At 63.6% G+C, this 15,256-nt stretch carries 18 protein-coding genes; 10 read left to right on the top strand and 8 right to left on the bottom strand.

Translation table 11 applies throughout. The features are described 5' to 3' along the window. Nucleotides 1-48 precede the first annotated feature (48 nt). A complete protein-coding gene (gene purS / locus JN279_RS24870; RefSeq protein ID WP_096457228.1) occupies nucleotides 49-291 on the bottom strand; it encodes a phosphoribosylformylglycinamidine synthase subunit PurS in 243 nt (80 codons plus the stop codon). A 35-nt stretch (nucleotides 292-326) separates the two neighbouring features. Then, the gene (gene purC / locus JN279_RS24865; RefSeq protein WP_013532127.1) at nucleotides 327-1,121 is read right to left on the bottom strand and encodes a phosphoribosylaminoimidazolesuccinocarboxamide synthase; all 795 of its coding nucleotides are present in this window, start codon (nucleotides 1,119-1,121) and stop codon (nucleotides 327-329) included. A gap of 275 nt (nucleotides 1,122-1,396) precedes the next feature. On the opposite strand from purC, the gene JN279_RS24860 reads away from it, so the two are divergent. Then, nucleotides 1,397-1,717, top strand: a complete 321-nt coding sequence (locus JN279_RS24860; RefSeq protein WP_202350498.1) for a DUF1476 domain-containing protein — start codon at nucleotides 1,397-1,399, stop codon at nucleotides 1,715-1,717. Nucleotides 1,718-1,885: 168 nt separating this feature from the next. Next, on the top strand, nucleotides 1,886-2,659 hold the full coding sequence (locus tag JN279_RS24855) for an HpcH/HpaI aldolase family protein (RefSeq protein WP_096445315.1): 774 nt from the start codon (nucleotides 1,886-1,888) through the stop codon (nucleotides 2,657-2,659). A gap of 18 nt (nucleotides 2,660-2,677) precedes the next feature. Here the strand turns inward: JN279_RS24855 and JN279_RS24850 are convergent, their stop codons facing one another. Next, nucleotides 2,678-3,232 carry an RBBP9/YdeN family alpha/beta hydrolase gene (locus tag JN279_RS24850; protein ID WP_096445317.1) on the bottom strand — a complete coding sequence of 185 codons (555 nt, stop codon included), beginning with the start codon at nucleotides 3,230-3,232 and terminating at the stop codon, nucleotides 2,678-2,680. Between the two features lie 244 nt (nucleotides 3,233-3,476). Here JN279_RS24850 and JN279_RS24845 point away from each other — a divergent pair, with 244 nt between their 5' ends. After that, entirely contained in the window at nucleotides 3,477-4,289 is an 813-nt protein-coding gene (locus JN279_RS24845) for a VOC family protein (RefSeq protein WP_096445319.1), read from the top strand. A gap of 49 nt (nucleotides 4,290-4,338) precedes the next feature. Here the strand turns inward: JN279_RS24845 and purB are convergent, their stop codons facing one another. The 3 genes from purB to JN279_RS24830 all read right to left on the bottom strand — a co-directional run bounded on the left by purB (nucleotide 4,339) and on the right by JN279_RS24830 (nucleotide 7,044). Beyond that, nucleotides 4,339-5,646, bottom strand: a complete 1,308-nt coding sequence (gene purB / locus JN279_RS24840) for an adenylosuccinate lyase (RefSeq protein ID WP_038646437.1) — start codon at nucleotides 5,644-5,646, stop codon at nucleotides 4,339-4,341. Nucleotides 5,647-5,803: 157 nt separating this feature from the next. Beyond that, nucleotides 5,804-6,322: a hypothetical protein gene (locus JN279_RS24835; RefSeq protein ID WP_202350497.1), complete on the bottom strand. Its 519-nt coding sequence runs from the start codon at nucleotides 6,320-6,322 to the stop codon at nucleotides 5,804-5,806. After that, complete coding sequence (locus tag JN279_RS24830) at nucleotides 6,319-7,044, bottom strand: DUF2259 domain-containing protein (protein ID WP_202350496.1); 726 nt, start codon at nucleotides 7,042-7,044, stop codon at nucleotides 6,319-6,321. Before JN279_RS24830 ends, JN279_RS24835 begins: the two co-directional genes overlap by 4 nt. 134 nt (nucleotides 7,045-7,178) lie before the next feature. On the opposite strand from JN279_RS24830, the gene JN279_RS24825 reads away from it, so the two are divergent. Then, nucleotides 7,179-7,433: a DUF2171 domain-containing protein gene (locus tag JN279_RS24825; RefSeq protein WP_096445325.1), complete on the top strand. Its 255-nt coding sequence runs from the start codon at nucleotides 7,179-7,181 to the stop codon at nucleotides 7,431-7,433. A gap of 9 nt (nucleotides 7,434-7,442) precedes the next feature. Here JN279_RS24825 and JN279_RS24820 read toward each other — a convergent pair whose 3' ends face one another. Both JN279_RS24820 and JN279_RS24815 read right to left on the bottom strand, forming a co-directional pair. Further along, nucleotides 7,443-8,468, bottom strand: coding sequence for a P1 family peptidase (locus JN279_RS24820; protein ID WP_202350495.1), 1,026 nt, complete (start codon nucleotides 8,466-8,468; stop codon nucleotides 7,443-7,445). Continuing rightward, on the bottom strand, nucleotides 8,468-9,535 hold the full coding sequence (locus tag JN279_RS24815) for a branched-chain amino acid ABC transporter substrate-binding protein (protein ID WP_202350494.1): 1,068 nt from the start codon (nucleotides 9,533-9,535) through the stop codon (nucleotides 8,468-8,470). The genes JN279_RS24820 and JN279_RS24815 overlap by 1 nt, the downstream gene beginning before the upstream one ends. Before the next feature lie 182 nt (nucleotides 9,536-9,717). Here JN279_RS24815 and JN279_RS24810 point away from each other — a divergent pair, with 182 nt between their 5' ends. Genes JN279_RS24810 through JN279_RS24785 form a run of 6 tightly spaced genes read left to right on the top strand, consistent with a single transcriptional unit; the run spans nucleotide 9,718 to nucleotide 15,141 of the window. Then, nucleotides 9,718-10,245, top strand: coding sequence for a flavin reductase (locus JN279_RS24810; RefSeq protein WP_095791541.1), 528 nt, complete (start codon nucleotides 9,718-9,720; stop codon nucleotides 10,243-10,245). Next, nucleotides 10,242-11,171: an AAA family ATPase gene (locus JN279_RS24805; protein ID WP_202350493.1), complete on the top strand. Its 930-nt coding sequence runs from the start codon at nucleotides 10,242-10,244 to the stop codon at nucleotides 11,169-11,171. Before JN279_RS24810 ends, JN279_RS24805 begins: the two co-directional genes overlap by 4 nt. A 4-nt stretch (nucleotides 11,172-11,175) precedes the next feature. Beyond that, nucleotides 11,176-12,441, top strand: a complete 1,266-nt coding sequence (locus tag JN279_RS24800) for a vWA domain-containing protein (protein ID WP_202350492.1) — start codon at nucleotides 11,176-11,178, stop codon at nucleotides 12,439-12,441. 45 nt (nucleotides 12,442-12,486) lie between these two features. Continuing rightward, nucleotides 12,487-12,825 (top strand): XdhC family protein, encoded by a 339-nt coding sequence (locus JN279_RS24795; RefSeq protein ID WP_096445335.1) that lies wholly within the window; start codon nucleotides 12,487-12,489, stop codon nucleotides 12,823-12,825. A gap of 4 nt (nucleotides 12,826-12,829) precedes the next feature. Next, nucleotides 12,830-13,534 carry an XdhC family protein gene (locus JN279_RS24790; protein ID WP_202350491.1) on the top strand — a complete coding sequence of 235 codons (705 nt, stop codon included), beginning with the start codon at nucleotides 12,830-12,832 and terminating at the stop codon, nucleotides 13,532-13,534. Continuing rightward, the gene (locus JN279_RS24785) at nucleotides 13,531-15,141 is read left to right on the top strand and encodes an NTP transferase domain-containing protein (protein ID WP_202350490.1); all 1,611 of its coding nucleotides are present in this window, start codon (nucleotides 13,531-13,533) and stop codon (nucleotides 15,139-15,141) included. Before JN279_RS24790 ends, JN279_RS24785 begins: the two co-directional genes overlap by 4 nt. The last annotated feature ends 115 nt before the right edge of the window (nucleotides 15,142-15,256 follow it).

Here is a 15,256-nt window from a genome sequence, read left to right as displayed (position 1 = left end):
CCAGCCCCGGCGAGGGCCAACTCGCAATCCATTAGCGGGAAGGCAGCTTCAGCCCAGCGTCACGCTATAATTCTCGATCACCGTATTCGCCAGCAGCTTGTCGCACATGGCTTTCAGATCGGCCTCGGCCTTGGCCTTGTCGCTTTCCGCCAGTTCGACGTCGAACACCTTGCCTTGCCGTACCGCGCCGACGCCATCAAAACCCAGGCCGGACAAAGCGTGTTCGATCGCCTTACCCTGGGGGTCGAGAACGCCGTTCTTGAGGGTGACGGTAATGCGGGCCTTAATCACGCTGGACATGCTCCTGTTCTAATATCGGTCTTGGTTCAGTGCGGCTTGCCTTTGAGGCCGTCGGTCGACGCGACAAGCACCGGACCGGTCGGGCGCGGTGGCTCATTCTCGTTCATGATGCCGAGGCGGCGGGCGACTTCCTGGTAGGCTTCGACGAGTCCGCCCATATCGCGGCGGAAACGGTCCTTGTCGAGCTTGTCCTGCGTCGCCACGTCCCACAGGCGGCAGGAGTCGGGCGAAATCTCGTCGGCAACGACGATGCGCATCATGTCGCCTTCGAACAGTCGACCACACTCGATCTTGAAGTCGACGAGCTGGATGCCGACGCCCATGAACAGGCCGGAGAGGAAATCGTTGACGCGGATGGCCAGCGCCATGACGTCGTCGATCTCCTGCGGGCTTGCCCAGCCGAAGGCGGTGATGTGCTCTTCCGACACCATCGGATCATCGAGCGCGTCGGCCTTGTAATAGAATTCGATGATCGAGCGCGGCAAAACGGTGCCTTCCTCGATGCCGAGGCGCTTCGACAGCGAGCCGGCGGCGACATTGCGCACCACCACTTCGAGCGGAATGATCTCGACTTCCTTGATCAACTGCTCGCGCATGTTGAGCCGGCGGATGAAGTGGGTGGGAATGCCCATGCGGTTCAGATGGTTGAAGATGTACTCGGAAATACGGTTGTTGAGCACGCCCTTGCCGTCGATGACCTCGTGTTTCTTCTTGTTGAACGCGGTTGCATCGTCCTTGAAGAACTGGATCAGCGTGCCCGGTTCCGGTCCCTCATAGAGGATCTTGGCCTTGCCTTCATAAATGCGGCGGCGATTTTTCATCTGATTTTTTCTCTGGATTTGCGGGCAGGCGGCAAGCGACCAGTTCCTGTCCGTCTGCCTAAATTAGTGTGGCGACGGTTGGGTTCAATGCCGGGTCTATCCCAATCACATCGTTTGCTCAATCGGCAAATCCGTCCAACCAACCGCTTTCGGGACTGAAATGCCGCAGCGCAGCATATGACGAAGCGTATTGACCGGCCCGCGACCTTTTGGTTTGTGCTTTGGCAACACACATATCACTTGCCAACGAATCGGATTTGACCCGGAGGGACGCCATGAGCAGCATGAAAGACCGCGAAGAGGGCTTCGAGCGCAAATTTGCATTCGACGAGGAGCTTCGGTTCAAGGCCGCGGCACGCCGCAACAAGGCGCTCGGCCTGTGGGCCGCCGAAAAGCTCGGAAAGTCGGGCGCTGACGCTGATGCCTACGCCAAGGAAGTCGTTGTTTCCGACATCGAGGAAGCCGGCGATCACGACGTGTTCCGCAAGATCCGCCAGGATTTTGATGCCGCCGGTGTCGAGCAGTCGGACCATCAGATCCGCCGCACCATGGACGAACTGATGGCGCAGGCGATCGAGCAGATCAAGAACACCTGATACCCGGCCGGAGCAGGTTCAGCAAAATTGTCCCACGGTTTTTGCGACGGGATCTGCGGCGAAAAGGATGACTGGACCAATCGACCGCCCGGCCAAGCCGGGCGGTTTTTCTTTGCCTTTGCCGCGGTTTCCGGCTGAAACTGTGATCCTTAACAAGGAAAGAGACAGATGTCCCTGAAGTCCCGTCTTGCCGCCGATGAAACGCTGGTCACCGCCTGGTCGGGCGTGCCGGACGCCTTGACCGTCGAGATTCTTGCCAAACAGGGCTTCGATGCCATCACGCTCGACATGCAGCATGGCGGTCATCACGAGGACAGCGTGCTGCGCGGTCTCATGCCCGTGCTTGCCGCCAACAAGCCGGCGCTGGTGCGCATTCCCGTTGGTCGTTTCGACATGGCAAGCCGGGCGCTCGATTTCGGCGCCGAGGCGGTCATCGCGCCGATGGTGAACTCGGTGGCCGACGCAAAGCTGTTCGCAGCGGCGATGAAATATCCGCCGCTCGGCGAGCGCTCATGGGGCCCGACCTATGCCTTCCCGCGCCATGGCAAGGGCGACTATGCCGAATGGCTGCGCGACACCAACCAGCGCACGATGGCTTTTGCCATGGTCGAGACGCGCGCCGCGCTCGACGCGCTCGACGGCATTCTCGACACGCCGGGCATCGATGGCATTTTCCTCGGGCCATCGGATTTCTCGATCGCCTTGAGCAACGGTACAATCGTCAATTCGACGCTGGAAAGCATGATGGAGACGATAGCGTCGGTCGCCGAGCGCACCCGCAAGGCCGGAAAACATGCGGCGATCTATGTCGTCGAACCGGCAATTGCCGGCCGTGTCGTGTCGATGGGCTACCGCCTGCTCGCCACGGGATCCGAGCATGCGCTGATTTCGCTGGGGGCAAAGACCCTGCTCAAGGGCATCAAGGATTCGATTGACGCCTGATCCGCGCGACCACAGACGCTACGCCTTCAAGTCCGTCAGGAACTTGGCGAAGGTCATCGATCCCTCAGGCCAGGGGCCGAAGCCCGAATCCTGGTTGAGATGGCCGGTCTCGCCGGCATCGATGAACAGCGAACCCCAGGCGCCGGCAATGTCCTCTGCGACATCGAAAGCGCAGAACGGGTCGTTGCGGCTGGCGATCACGATCGATGGAAAAGGCAAGGGCTCGCGCGGATAGGGACCGAAGGTCATCAGGTGCTTCGGCTTGATCTTGGGGTTGGCGACATCGGGCGGCGCCACGAAGAAGGCGCCGGCGACCGGCTTGACGAAGTGCGGCATGGCCTGCACGGCCGCAGCGACACCAAGCGAATGCGCGACGATGACGACGGGCCGCTCGGCCTCGTTGACCGCTTTGGCCACGCTTGCCGTCCAGTCTTCGCGCACCGGCTTCGACCATTCCGCTTGCTCGACGCGCCGCGCCGTCGACAGTTTGGATTGCCAGCGGGTCTGCCAATGCTCAGGCCCGGAATTGGTGTAGCCCGGAACGATCAGGATATCTGCGTCTTTGACTTTCATGGCGCTGAGATAGCGAGCCCGATTGCCTCATGCAACCGTCGATGGACAAGCTCTCGATCACAATGGTGAACACCATGTTCGCTTTTCGCGGTCTTGTGTGAACGATCACGATAGACGATCTGTCGTCAGGAGAGAAACAGCCGTGAAGGACCGGATTTTGGCGCTGACACGACGTACAATGATCGGCGGCGCCGGGTTCCTGGCTTTGGGAGCTTCATCAAGCGTGGCCGCAACGGAGACAATGATGAGCGAACTGCCATTTGCCGCCACCACGCCGGTGAGCGTTGCCCGCGTCGGGCTGAAGGCGCGCGATGCCGAAAACCTCGCTGCCTATTACCGCCGGGTTGTCGGCCTGCAGGAGTTGAGCCGTGCCGATGGCGCGATCACGCTCGGCGCCGGCAGCCGTCCGTTGCTGGTGCTCGAGCCGGATGCCTCCGCCAAGCCGGACGATCCGCGCAGCGCCGGCCTGTTCCACACGGCCTTCCTGTTGCCCAGCCGCGCCGATCTCGGCCGCTGGATCAACCACGCCATATCAGACAAGATCGCCATCGAGGGTGCTTCGGACCATCTGGTCAGCGAAGCGCTGTACCTGACCGACCCCGAAGGCAACGGCATCGAGATCTATGCCGACCGCCGCCCCCAGGACTGGAAATGGAACGGCGACAAGATCGCCATGGCGACCGAGCGGCTGAATATTCCGTCCATTGTCGCCGAAGTCCCGGCAGGCGATGCCGGCTGGCAAGGCGCGCCGGAAAACAGCATTGTCGGCCATGTCCATCTGCGTGTCGGCAGGCCGGAAGAGGCCGAAGCCTGGTGGAACCAGGAATTCGGCTTCGACACGGTGGCCAAATATGGCGGCCAGGCCGTGTTCCTGTCGTCAGGGCATTACCACCATCATATCGGCGCCAATGCCTGGCAGAGCTCAGGCGCCGGCCGCCGCGACGCGTCGCGCTCAGGCCTCGCCTGGGTCGAGATGCGGTCCGACAATGTGGCCAGCGAAACGACCCGCGAGGATCCCTGGGGCACGGTGATCAGGACTGTTCCTGGAAAGGCTTGAGCGGCGTCGCGACAGCCTCTTTCTCCCCGTTTACGGGGAGAAAGAAAGCTCAAGCTTCCCCAAAAACCCGCCTGAAGATCGTGTCGACGTGCTTGGTGTGGTAGCCCAGGTCGAATTTCTCGCGGATCTCCGCCTCCGGCAGCGCCGCCGTCACTTCCTTATCGGCCAAAAGTTCCTCAAGAAAATCAGCGCCTTGTTCCCAGACCTTCATGGCGTTGCGCTGCACCAGTCGGTAGGAGTCCTCGCGTGACAGGCCGGCCTGCGTCAACGCCAGCATGACGCGCTGCGAATGCACCAGGCCGCGGAACTTGTTCATGTTCTTCAGCATGTTCTCGGGATAGACGACCAGCTTGTCGACGACGCCGGTCAGCCGCGACAGCGCGAAATCGAGCGTCACCGTGGCGTCCGGACCGATCATGCGCTCGACTGAGGAGTGCGAGATATCGCGCTCGTGCCAGAGCGCCACATCCTCCATCGCCGGCAGCGCCATGGAGCGCACCATGCGGGCGAGGCCGGTGAGGTTTTCCGTCAGCACCGGATTGCGCTTGTGCGGCATCGCCGACGAGCCTTTCTGGCCGGGCGAAAAATACTCTTCCGCTTCCAGCACCTCGGTGCGCTGCAGATGCCTGATCTCCGTCGCCAGCCGTTCCATCGACGAGGCGATGACGCCGAGCGTGGCAAAGAACATGGCATGGCGGTCGCGCGGGATCACTTGCGTCGAAACCGGCTCCGGCTTCAGCCCGAGCTTTGCCGCGACATGTTCCTCGACATAAGGTTCGATGTTGGCGAAGGTGCCGACCGCCCCGGAAATGGCGCAGGTGGCGATGTCCTCCCGCGCATGCACCAGCCGCTCGCGGCAGCGCGAGAACTCGGCATAGGCCTGGGCCAGCTTGATGCCGAAAGTTGTCGGTTCGGCGTGGATGCCGTGGCTGCGGCCGATGGTGACGGTGTCCTTGTGCTCGAAGGCGCGGCGCTTGAGCGCGGCAAGCAGGCCGTCAATGTCGGCGAGCAGAATGTCGCTGGCGCGGGTAAGCTGAACGGCAAAGCAGGTGTCGAGAACATCCGAGGAGGTCATGCCCTGGTGGATGAAGCGCGCATCCGGTCCGACGAATTCGGCGAGATGGGTCAGGAAGGCGATGACGTCATGCTTGGTGACGCGCTCGATCTCGTCGATCTTCTCGACATCGAATTTCGCGGCACCGCCCTTTTCCCAGATGGTTTTCGCCGCTTCCTTCGGGATGACGCCGAGTTCGGCAAGCGCGTCGCAGGCATGGGCCTCGATTTCGAACCAGATGCGAAACCGGGTTTCGGGCGACCAGATGGCGACCATTTCCGGCCGGGAATAGCGAGGGATCATCGGTCAGTCCTGATGTGTCTAGAGCAATTCCAGGAAAAGTGTGCAGCGGTTTTCCGTCCGGAATTGCGAAAAGAAGGAGTTAGAGCAGGTCGGCGGTTTTACCAAACGCTAAACCGCTCTGGGTTCGCCCGCGTCCTAACAGAGGCGGAAGCAATGCTCAACGCCGCTGCCGTGCAAACCAGAGGCTCACGGCAAACAAGGCGACGAAACCCAGTGGAAAATAGAGCCTGATGCCCAGCACCACGAACTGGTAGGACGCCACCGCCATCGTGAAGGCGAGTTGAAAGCCCCAGGTGAGTGTGAAGACAGGCGCATGCCATTCGGCATAGTAGGACCGGTACTGCAAGGCATAGAGCCCGGCGGTCAGCCCGATCGTCGCGGCGGCAAGGCACACCATTGCCGCTGCGAAGGCGACCTCCCGGCCTCTTCCCAGCGAGACCAGCCGTGCCGCGAACAGGCCAAGCGGAAAGGCCAATGCGCCGCCGCCCGCAAACAGCAGCGCCACGGTGCGGATTTTCTCCGACGTCACCCAATTGTCCAGCAACAGGTTGATCAGCGCGCTGGCGCCCATGGTCGCGCCCCACAAGAGCGAGCCGAAAAGCGTCGCGCGCCAGCCGGGCAGTGCGCGGCGGACGTGGTTCAAATTCCGGCTGAGTGTGGCGGCGTGCTGTGTCACAGGCGGCCGGTCACGGCGATCCAGCGGAAGTCCGGTCCCTCGAAGCCATACTGGCGCACCGCGATCAGCACTGCATAGGCGCTGAGGCTGTCCATGGAGAATGTCTGGACCGCGCCGATGCGGTAGCCGTTCGGGCAGCCGCGGCTCTTGGGGATCGATTTGTCCTCATGCAGCACTTTGGTGGTGCCGCCATCCTGTGCCTCGATGCGCAGCAGCCGGAAGCCATTGACCTCGCCCTGGCTGTCGCAGCCTTCCATGTTGTTCATGCCGATCTCGTCCAGCCGGAACTCGAGCGGTTGGTCGACCGGCGAGAAGATCGGCCGCGGATTGACCGCCATGCGGTGCGGATCGGCCGAAAGCTCGGTCACCGGGTTGAAACCCGCGGTGATGCCGCGATTGGCGCTCAACTCGGCCTGGCTGACAATGGCCTCGCCCTTTTGCCGGGCCTGAAGGCGCGCTGTGTCGAGCGCGGCATTCTCGTCGTCGAGCCGGACCCGGATCGGCGTGCCCTTGAGAAAGCTGTCATTGCTCGTGTCGATGTAATAGCGGTTGGCATAGGGAAAGCCCGACCCGTCCTGGACGCCATACTCTTCGAAGGCGAACACGCTGCCGTCCTTGGTGAAGCCAAGGATCTCGAGCTCGGCGACGTCGCCGGCCTGTGCGACGATCGACGCCAAAAGCTGTGCGGCCAGGGAAACGGCAAACAAAATGAGCATTCGCATCGGTTCTTCCCCCCAGCGACCGCGATCTTTGCAATCCCTAGCACGGCCGAATCAAAACGTCGTGCGGCTGGAAAGCCGATGCATCCAATCGGCTCGTCGTTTGTTATTGTCGGCAGTCCCAATGGAGAACCACCATGACCGACACCAGCAAAATTCGTGAGCATATGGAAGTCGTCGGCGCCGATGGCGTGCATGTCGGCACTGTCGACAAAGTCGACGGCCAGCGCATCAAGCTGACCAAAGCCGACAGCGGCGAGGGCGCTCACAAGGGTCATCACCACTACATTCCTCTGGCCCTGGTTGCCGAGGTCGACGGCAAGAAGGTGTGGCTGTCGGCGAACTCCGATGTCGCGGTAACGTTCGAGGAAGAAAAATCCGATCCGGTCTGATCGACCGATTCAGCCCAAACGCGATGACCAGACGGGAAACAGGTCGTTGTCGGCCGGCGTCGCGGCAAACACGCCGCGGCTGATGGCGCGCGCCATGGTGGCGCCGGCCGCGGCATAGAGGTCGATTGCCGCATCGGCTTCGAGCACAATACCGCTCGTTCCCGTTGCCAGTGCGAACACCAGATCGCCATCCGCCGGCGTGTGCGTCGGCCAGATGGCGCGCACGAAGCCATCATGCGCCGACATCGCCAGGCGTTTTGCCGCGGCCTTGGTGAGGGCCGCATCCGTGGCAATGACGGCGATGGTGGTGTTGCCGCCCGTTTCCATCTGCCTTCCTGCCTGCCTGTCGCGGTATTTCAGCAGGATGCGCTTGGCGTCGTCGGGCATCGGCGAGGGATAACCGAGCCCGCCGAATTCATCGCCGATTTCAAACGGTGCCGCCCAAAAATGGCGGGTGCGGCTGACTGTCACCGAGCCGGTCGGGTTGACGGCGGCCAGCGCACCGATGGTGACGCCATTGTCCAGCAGCGTCGAGGCGGAACCCAGGCCGCCCTTCAGCCCCGCGGTCAGCGCACCGGTCCCGGCACCCGCCGTGCCAAGCTGGAAATCGCTGGCGGCGGATTGTGCTGCCTCATAGCCGAGGTCGCGGTAGGGTGGATAACGCCCCCAGTCCTTGTCGCCGCCATTGCGCAGGTCGAACAGGATCGCCGCCGGCACGATCGGCACGCGAAAGCCGCCCACTTCGAAGCCGATGCCGCGTTCGCGCAGCGCCGCCTGTACGCCGGACGCGGCGTCGAGGCCGAAAGCCGAACCGCCCGACAGCACCACCGCATGCACCGCCTCGACCGAATTGTGCGGTTCGAGCAGGTCCGTCTCGCGCGTGCCCGGCGCGCCGCCGAGGATCTGGACACCGGCCACCGCCGGTTCGTCGCACAGCACGGTCGTCACGCCGGACTTCAGCTTGGCGTCGGCAGCGTTGCCGACGCGCAGCCCGGCAACGTCGGTGATCAGATTGCGCGGACCGGTGCGGAACATCAGTTGCTTTCCAAGGGCACGAAGCGCGTGCCCTTGAAGCGGAAGACACGGTAAGGGCTCTGGCTGAGGTCGCCCTTGGCATCGAAGCGGATCGGCCCGATCGCCGTGGTGAAATCATGCCCGGTCAGCGCCTCAGCCAGCGGCTTGTCCGAGGACAAGGCCGACGCCGCCTTGGCGATCTCGACCGCCGCATAGGCCGGCAGCGTGTAGCCGTCCGGCACGATTTTCTGCGCGGAGAAGCTTTCCAGCACCTTTGGGTCGGCGACATCGGCCCATTCGGGCGGCGCGATCATCAGCGTGCCCGTCGCATAAGGCACGTCGCCGGGCGGTGTGCGCAGGTTTTCGCCGCCGGCAAAGACGATGCCGGCCTGGAGTTGTGCTGCATCGCGCCCCATAATGGCAATGTCGTCTCCGTCACCGCCGGCAAAGACATGCGTGGCGCCGGCTTTCTTCAGCCGCCCGACCAGGCCGATCTGGTTGTCGAGCTGCGGCCGGAACGTGTCGACGAACACCGGCTTCAGCGCCGCTTGCTCGGCCGCCGCGCGAAAAGTCTCGGCCATCTCGCGGCCGTCGATGGTGCCGTCATCGATGATGGCGAACAGCTCGTTCTGCCACAGGCGGGTGAGGGTGGAGGCAACGGCGTTGCGCTCATCGTCGCCGCGCGGCCCCAGGCGATAGACCGGCCAGCCTGTCTTGGCGCGGCGGTCGGTGAGGCTTTCGGTGCGCACGCCGACAGTGATGACCGGAATGTTGGCGTCCTTGAGGATCGGCATCGCTGCCTCGATCGCATCGGTGCAGAGGAAGCCGACCACGACACTGACCTTGGCGGCTGCAAAATCCCTGGCCGCGGCTGCACCGCCATCGGCGGTGCAGCCATCGTCCACGGTCTTGAGTTCGATACCGTTTGCTAGCGCTGCCAACCCGGCCCCGGCCTCGATCTGCTTGCCGAGGATGGCCGACGGTCCCGACAGGGGCGCGGCGACGCCGATCGTGAGCGTCTGGGCGCTGGCGGCGCCGGCCAGGAACAGCCAGGCCAGCGCGGCGGATATCGTTGCCCCGGGTCGCATCCTGCCGAAGAGTTCCTCCCAAGCCCGCGACAACAGCGCAGGCGCCAATTCCCGCCAAGACCTAAAGGCTGCCCGGCCCTGGTGCAACACGCGAATTTGGGGATATGGGCCAAGCACTTCGCTTGTGGCGTGTCCTGTCTGGCCATATATGTCAGGACGATACTGGCCATGGAATATTCCCGGTGCTGAAGAAGAACGATATTGGGCCGCAGGCCTATCGCGACGCGATGAGCCATTTTGCTGGCCACGTCCATGTGGTTACAACAGACGGGCCCGCCGGAAAGCGCGGCACGACGGTGATTGCCGCCTGTTCGGTATCGGACACGCCGCCGACCATCCTGGTCTGTCTCAACCGCGAAAATGCCAAGAATGAGCTGTTCGTGAAAAACGGCCGGTTTGCCCTGAACACGCTGGCCTCGCACCAGGAGCCGCTGTCGGTTGGCTTTTCCGGCATCACCGGCCTGCCGGTCGAGGAGCGTTTCGCGCTCGGTGAGTGGGATGTGATCTCCACCGGCGCGCCGACGCTGAAGGGCGCACTCGCCGTGTTCGATTGTGAACTGATCGACACCAAGGACCTTGCCACCCATCGTGTGCTTTTTGGCAAGGTGACAGGCCTGCGCATGGGCGATAATTTGCGGCCGCTGATCTATCACGCCCGCGGCTACCATGTCCTGGATAGCGGAGCGGCGGCGTTCACGGAGAAAGAATGACCGAACTGAAACCGCGCCCCGTACCGCGGACGATCGACGAGACGCTCGATCTCCTGACCGGCGCGGATTATGTGGCCGACCGGTCGCTGGCGACCGTGCTTTTCCTGTCGTTGCGCATGAACCGGCCCTTGTTCCTCGAGGGCGAGGCCGGCGTCGGCAAGACAGAGATCGCCAAGGTCTTGGCCGGCGCGCTTGGCCGCAGGCTGATCCGCCTGCAGTGCTATGAGGGGCTCGACGTTTCCTCGGCCGTCTACGAGTGGAATTACGCCGCGCAGATGATCGAAATCCGCATGGAGGAGGCGGCCGGCAAGGTCGACCGCTCCGCCATGGAGCGCAACGTCTTCTCCGAAAAATACCTGATCCGCCGCCCCGTGCTCGATGCGCTGACCGGCAAGACGGGGGCGGCCCCGGTTTTCCTGATCGACGAACTCGACCGCACCGACGAAGCCTTCGAAGCGTTCCTGCTCGAAATCCTGTCCGACTACCAGGTGACGGTGCCCGAACTCGGCACCATCAAGGCCGAGGAGCCGCCGATCGTCATCATCACCACCAACCGTACCCGCGAGATTCACGACGCGCTGAAGCGGCGGTGCCTTTACCACTGGGTCGATTATCCCAATGCCGAGCGCGAATTGGAGATCGTGCGCCGCAAGGTGCCGCGGGCAAACCAGCGGCTTTCGGCGGAGGTGGTCTCCTTCATCCAGAAGCTGCGCCAGATCGAGCTGTTCAAGGTGCCGGGCGTCGCCGAAACCATCGACTGGGCAGGCGCGCTGACCGAACTCGACAAGGTGGCGCTCGACCCGGAGACGGTGTCCGACACGATCGGCGTGCTGTTGAAATACCAGGACGACATTGCCCGCATCGGCGCGGGCGAGGGCCGGCGCATCCTCGACGAGGTCAAGGCCGAGCTCGCGGCGGCGGAGTAGCGCGATGAACGCGCCGGGTGCTTACCCCAAAGTGGCCGACCCCAGAGAGGCGACGGCGGACGGACGCATCGCTGACAACATCGTCTATTTCGCCCGCACCTTGCGCAAGGCAGGCATGCGGGTCGGGCCGGCCTCCGTCAAGGATGCCATCGAGGCGGTGCTGGCCGCCGGCATCGGCTCGCGCGATGATTTCTACTGGACTCTGCATGCGGTGCTGGTGTCCAGGCACGAGGATCACCCGGTCTTCGACGAAGCCTTTAGACTCTTCTGGAAATCGCGCGAACTGATCGAGAAACTGCTGGCGATGTTTTCGCCGGTGGCGCCTGATGTCCGGGAGAAGCAGAAGCCGCGCGCGGCCGAGAACCGCGTCAGCCAGGCGATGTTCGAAGGCCATCAGAAGAATCAGCCACCGCAGGAAGTCCCCGAGATCGAAGTCGATGCCCGCTTCACCTTCTCCGGCAACGAGGTGTTGCGCGGCAAGGACTTTGCCCAGATGAATGCAACCGAAATGGCGGACGCGAAGAAAGCTATCGCCGAGCTGCGGCTGCCTTTCGACATGGTGCGGACCCGGCGCTTCAAGGCCGATGCGCATGGCCGCCGCATCGACCCGCGCGCCATGATGCGCTCTGCCGCGCGCACTGGCGGCGAATTGATCCTGCCGAAATTCCGCTCGGCCCGCGAAGTCCATCCGCCGCTGGTGGTGCTGGCCGATATTTCCGGTTCGATGAGCCAGTACACCCGCATCTTCCTGCATTTCCTGCATGCGCTGACGGAAAAACGCCGCCGCGTCCACACCTTCGTCTTCGGCACGCGGCTGACCAATCTGACCCGGCAGATGCGCCACCGCGATCCCGATGCGGCCCTGGCCGACTGCTCGGCGGCGGTCAAGGACTGGTCGGGCGGCACGCGCATCGGCGATACGCTGGCCGAGTTCAACCTGATCTGGTCGCGGCGTGTGTTGGGGCAGGGCGCGGTCGTGCTTCTGATCACCGACGGGCTGGAGCGCGACGATGTCGCCGGCCTCTCGCAGGAGATGGAGCGCCTGCACAAATCCTGCCGGCGGCTGATCTGGCTCAATCCGCTGCTGCGCTTCGACGGTTTTCAGGCGCGCGCCCGCGGCGTCAAGGCGATGCTGCCGCATGTCGACGAATTCCGTTCAGTGCACAATCTCGATGCGCTCGCTGACCTCTGCGCCTCGCTCGACAAGAAGTCGGCACAGTCCGTAGACCCGCGGCGATGGATGGATGCTGGCGCGAAGCACGCCGCGTAGCCATATGTTTAGCCACCGGAAAAACAGACTCTGAGAGAAGCGATCATGGACGACAGCATCTATCTCGATGAGGCCCGCGACCCGCTGATCATCGCGGAAGGCTGGATGAAGGACGGCAAGGATGTCGCCATTGCCACAGTGGTCGAGACCTGGGGTTCGGCGCCGAGGCCGGTCGGTAGCCATCTGGTCATCGATGCCGAAGGCAATTTCCACGGCTCGGTCTCGGGCGGCTGCGTCGAAGGTGCGGTGGTGAGCGAGGCGATCGACGTCATTGGCTCAGGGAAAGCCAAGATGCTCGAATTCGGCGTCGCCGATGAAACGGCCTGGCAGGTCGGCCTGTCCTGCGGCGGCCGTATCAAGGTTTATGTTGAGAGACTAGGCTGATCCAATGGATCCTTATGCGCTGAAAACGCTCAACGCCGAACGACGCGCCCGCCGCGCGGCGATCCTGGTCACCGATCTCGGTGATGGCCGCGACCGTATCGTGCGTGAGGGCGACCAGGTTGCCGGTGATCTCGGAGCCGCGATCGTCAAGGCATTTCGGTCGGGCAATTCCGGTTCCGTCGAGGCGGAAGGGCGAACCTTCTTTCTCAACGCGCATCTGCCACAGCCGCGCCTCGTGGTGATCGGCGCCGTCCATATCAGCCAGGCGCTGGCGCCGATGGCCAGGATATCAGGCTATCCCCTGGAAATCATCGATCCGCGCACCGCCTTTGCCACGCCGGACCGCTTTCCCGATGTCGCCTTGCATGCCGAATGGCCGGAAGATGTGCTGAAGCGCCAGCCGCTCGACAGCTACACCGCACTTGCGGCCGTCACCCATGACCCGAAGATCGACGATTTCGCGCTGAAGGCGGCCCTTGACGCCAACTGCTTTTATGTCGGTGCGCTCGGCAGCCGTAAGACGCATGCCAAGCGTGTCGAGCGCCTGCTGGCCTTGGGCGCCACCGCCGACCAGATCGCCCGCATCCACGCGCCGATCGGGCTCGACATCGGTGCCGCCAGCCCGGCTGAGATCGCTGTGGCGGTGCTGGCGCAGACCATTCACGCCTTCCGCTCGCGCGGCCTAGACGCCAAGGATGCCGTGGCGTGAAATTTGGTCCCGTTGCCATTGAAGAGGCCGAAGGCGCGGTGCTGGCGCATGCCACCACTGCTGGCGAAAAGCGCTTTCGCAAGGCGCACAGGCTGAGCGCCGAAGACGTCTCCATACTCAAGCGGGCAGGGGTCTCGCAGGTCGTTGCGGCCGTGCTGGCCCCGGATGATCTCGGCGAGGACGCCGCGGCGCAAAGAATTGCCGAGAGCATGAGGTTCAGCGGCATCGAAGTGAGGCCGGCGGCCACCGGCCGGGTCAATCTCCACGCCAAGGCATCAGGTATCTTCACGGTAGATGCTGCCATGATCGACGCCATCAACGCCGTCGATCCCGCCATCACCCTTGCCACGCTGGCGCAGCATGCTCCGGTCGAGAAAGGTCAGATGGTGGCGACGGTGAAGATCATTCCTTTCGCGGTCGCCTCCACCCTGGTCGATACTGTTACGAAAATCTGTGCCGGCGGCGAGATCTTTGCCGTCAACGCCTATCAGCCGGTGCGCGTCGGTGTCATCCAGACGGTTCTGCCGGGCATCAAGCCCAGCGTGCTGGACAAGACATTGCGCGTCACCGAAGCGCGACTGGCGCGCTCGGGCGGCAGGCTGACGGCGGAACGCCGCACGCCGCACGAGATCGCTCCGGTAGCACAAGCCGCCGCCTCACTGGCGCGCGACAACGACATGGTGGTGATCTTCGGCGCTTCGGCGATGAGCGATTTCGCCGACGTCGTTCCGGCGGCGATCGAAATGGCGGGTGGAACAGTTATCCGCGCCGGCATGCCGGTCGATCCCGGCAATCTGCTGGTGCTAGGCACACTCGACGGCAAGCGGGTCATCGGTGCGCCCGGCTGCGCCCGCAGTCCCAAGGAAAACGGCTTCGACTGGGTGCTGGACCGTCTGGTTGCCGGCCTCGATGTCACCGCGAAGGACATCGCCGGCATGGGGGTCGGCGGGCTGTTGATGGAAATCCCGACGCGGCCGCAGCCGCGCGAACCGCTGCTGGCCAGGAGCCGGCTCAAGGTCGCCATCGTGCTGCTGGCGGCTGGCCGGTCGAGCCGCATGGGCGGACCGAACAAGCTCATGGCGCTGTTCGACGGCAAGCCGCTGGTGCGCCGCACCGCCGAGCGCGCGCTCGGATCGAAGGCGTCGAGCACGATCATCGTCACCGGTCATCAGCGCGAGCGGGTGCGCGCAGCTTTGTCGGGCCTCGACGTCACCTTCGCCGACAATCCCGATTTCGCCGATGGCCTGTCCACCTCGCTGAAGGCCGGCATTGCCTATCTGCCCGAAGACATCGCCGGCGCGATGATCGTTCTGGGCGACATGCCTGGCGTTGTGTCAGACGATCTCGACCGGCTAATCGATGCCTTCCGCAAGGCCGGAGGCAATTCCGTGGTCCGCGCCTCGCATCAGGGCAAACGCGGCAACCCGGTGCTTTTGCCACGCTCGCTGTTCCCGGCCATCGCCCATCTCGAAGGCGACACCGGTGCGCGCCACCTGGTCGAGGCCGAAGGGCTCGATGTCATCGATGTCGAAATCGGCGAGGGCGCGTCTGTCGATGTCGACACCCGCGAGGCGCTCGAAGGCGCCGGCGGCGTGCTGCAGGATTGACAAACCCAGGCCGAATTACGCAAGCCTGCGATATGTTTTTCAATTCACCAGCGTTTGCGCCTCTACCCCCCTCTGGCCTGCCGGCCATCCCCCCCTCAAGGGGGGAGATCAGCAG

It is taken from the genome of Mesorhizobium sp. 113-1-2, assembly GCF_016756475.1.
In the GTDB taxonomy this organism is placed as follows: domain Bacteria; phylum Pseudomonadota; class Alphaproteobacteria; order Rhizobiales; family Rhizobiaceae; genus Mesorhizobium; species Mesorhizobium loti_C.
This window is presented reverse-complemented; position numbering and strand designations above follow the sequence as displayed.

What these genes read in the sequence shown, in the direction of transcription:
- JN279_RS24820 (WP_202350495.1), bottom strand. Translation starts at nt 8,468, where the DNA reads ATGTTCCGCACCGGTCCGCGCAATCTGATCACCGACGTTGCCGGGCTG.
- JN279_RS24850 (WP_096445317.1), bottom strand. Translation starts at nt 3,232, where the DNA reads ATGAAAGTCAAAGACGCAGATATCCTGATCGTTCCGGGCTACACCAAT.
- JN279_RS24830 (WP_202350496.1), bottom strand. Translation starts at nt 7,044, where the DNA reads ATGCGAATGCTCATTTTGTTTGCCGTTTCCCTGGCCGCACAGCTTTTG.
- purC (WP_013532127.1), bottom strand. Translation starts at nt 1,121, where the DNA reads ATGAAAAATCGCCGCCGCATTTATGAAGGCAAGGCCAAGATCCTCTAT.
- JN279_RS24855 (WP_096445315.1), top strand. Translation starts at nt 1,886, where the DNA reads ATGTCCCTGAAGTCCCGTCTTGCCGCCGATGAAACGCTGGTCACCGCC.
- JN279_RS24800 (WP_202350492.1), top strand. Translation starts at nt 11,176, where the DNA reads ATGAACGCGCCGGGTGCTTACCCCAAAGTGGCCGACCCCAGAGAGGCG.
- JN279_RS24805 (WP_202350493.1), top strand. Translation starts at nt 10,242, where the DNA reads ATGACCGAACTGAAACCGCGCCCCGTACCGCGGACGATCGACGAGACG.
- JN279_RS24795 (WP_096445335.1), top strand. Translation starts at nt 12,487, where the DNA reads ATGGACGACAGCATCTATCTCGATGAGGCCCGCGACCCGCTGATCATC.
- JN279_RS24790 (WP_202350491.1), top strand. Translation starts at nt 12,830, where the DNA reads ATGGATCCTTATGCGCTGAAAACGCTCAACGCCGAACGACGCGCCCGC.
- JN279_RS24815 (WP_202350494.1), bottom strand. Translation starts at nt 9,535, where the DNA reads ATGCGACCCGGGGCAACGATATCCGCCGCGCTGGCCTGGCTGTTCCTG.
- purB (WP_038646437.1), bottom strand. Translation starts at nt 5,646, where the DNA reads ATGATCCCTCGCTATTCCCGGCCGGAAATGGTCGCCATCTGGTCGCCC.
- JN279_RS24825 (WP_096445325.1), top strand. Translation starts at nt 7,179, where the DNA reads ATGACCGACACCAGCAAAATTCGTGAGCATATGGAAGTCGTCGGCGCC.
- JN279_RS24845 (WP_096445319.1), top strand. Translation starts at nt 3,477, where the DNA reads ATGAGCGAACTGCCATTTGCCGCCACCACGCCGGTGAGCGTTGCCCGC.
- JN279_RS24860 (WP_202350498.1), top strand. Translation starts at nt 1,397, where the DNA reads ATGAGCAGCATGAAAGACCGCGAAGAGGGCTTCGAGCGCAAATTTGCA.